2 protein-coding genes and 3 pseudogenes are annotated in these 1,273 nt (G+C 55.1%); 4 read left to right on the forward strand and 1 reads right to left on the reverse strand.

What is annotated here, in order from left to right; all coding sequences use genetic code 11:
* Positions 1-38 precede the first annotated feature (38 nt).
* The 4 genes and pseudogenes from BLR99_RS23950 to BLR99_RS22175 form a co-directional block, all read left to right on the forward strand.
* Positions 39-119 (forward strand): annotated as a pseudogene (locus tag BLR99_RS23950) (hypothetical protein); the annotation flags it as partial.
* A gap of 20 nt (positions 120-139) precedes the next feature.
* Positions 140-424: pseudogene (locus BLR99_RS23840) on the forward strand (integrase core domain-containing protein); the annotation flags it as partial.
* Positions 384-509 (forward strand): annotated as a pseudogene (locus BLR99_RS23955) (RHS repeat-associated core domain-containing protein); the annotation flags it as partial. The pseudogenes BLR99_RS23840 and BLR99_RS23955, both read left to right, overlap by 41 nt.
* A 10-nt stretch (positions 510-519) precedes the next feature.
* A complete protein-coding gene (locus BLR99_RS22175; protein ID WP_074687523.1) occupies positions 520-768 on the forward strand; it encodes a DUF7660 family protein in 249 nt (82 codons plus the stop codon).
* A 116-nt stretch (positions 769-884) separates the two neighbouring features.
* On the opposite strand, the gene BLR99_RS22180 is transcribed toward BLR99_RS22175, so the two are convergent.
* The gene (locus BLR99_RS22180) at positions 885-1,235 is read right to left on the reverse strand and encodes a group II truncated hemoglobin (protein ID WP_017439783.1); all 351 of its coding nucleotides are present in this window, start codon (positions 1,233-1,235) and stop codon (positions 885-887) included.
* Between the last annotated feature and the right edge of the window lie 38 nt (positions 1,236-1,273).

Raw genomic sequence — 1,273 nt, forward strand, 5'->3', positions numbered from 1 at the left:
GGACCGACAACGGCCCGGAATTCACCTGCCGGGCCTTCATGGCCTGGCTGCAGGCGCGAGGCATCGAGCACATCCTGATCCAGTCAGGAAAGCCCACCCAGAACGCCTATATCGAGAGCTTCAACGGCCGGTTCAGGGACGAATGCCTCAACGAGAACTGGTTCGAGACCTTGGCCAGGCCAGGGAGGTCATCGCCCTTTGGCGCCAGGACTACAACGAAGAGCGGCCCCACGGAAGCATTGGCCGGATACCACCTGCCGCATTTGCAACCAGGCACCGCGAACCATCCACCATCGATGCAGGATCAGTTAACCTGCAAAACCCTGGACCTCTCCCCAATGATTGGTATGGCTACTGGGGCAGGTCACGCGCCCTACTCCACCATCGAACAGCCCTTCCGGTTCCTGGGGCACCAGTTTGGTGAGGAAACCTAGCTGCATTACAACCGATTCCGGTACTACGATCCAAGCGCGGGGCGGTTTGCCAGCCAAGATCCGATTGGATCGATCAAAATTAATCATGAAAACATCAGAAATAAAATCCAAAGAGCAATTTATATATTTTCTCAAACAGCTTTCAAAAGACTTCTCGGATAACCCAGAGAGTTGGAGGAATGGAAATTTATCCGAATTCTTAAGCGCGATGCAAAGTTGGGCGGAGGATATGGATGGATATTATGAAAATTTAGAAATATCAGAAATTAATATTTTAAATGGATCTTGGAGAGTTTTTGCTGATATTCTTGTAGCGGCCAAAAATTACGAGTAAGAGCGATACAGACAGCACAATATCTCACGCATAGATCGCAAGACGAATACCACGACATCGCTTGATGAGCGCAAGCCACCAAGTAGAACGGGCGTACCCCCAACACCCGCAACCTCTCACCCACCCCGATTCCTCATCCAATCCGCCGTCCCCATAAAACTCTCCCGCAGCCTCGCCCGCAGCGTCTCGGGCACGCCGGTCTCCCCCATCGCCTGGTCCATGCACGCCACCCATTGGTCGCGCTCCCTGATGCCGATGGAAAACGGCATGTGCCGCATGCGCAGGCGCGGGTGGCCGAAGCGTTCGATGTAGTGGTCCGGCCCGCCGAGCCAGCCGCAGAGGAACCAGAAAAGCTTGTCGCGCGCATCGGCCAGGGTGGTGCCGTGCGCGGCGCGCAGTTCCTTGTATTCGGCCCCCCGCGTCAGAATAGTTGTCGCCTCGATAGGACTCCGGTGTTCGGAGTTCATGAAGGTAGTAGGAGGCTGTGTAGTTGTGGTCGAAGGTC

Source organism: Paracidovorax citrulli (assembly GCF_900100305.1).
Taxonomy (GTDB): domain Bacteria; phylum Pseudomonadota; class Gammaproteobacteria; order Burkholderiales; family Burkholderiaceae_C; genus Paracidovorax; species Paracidovorax citrulli.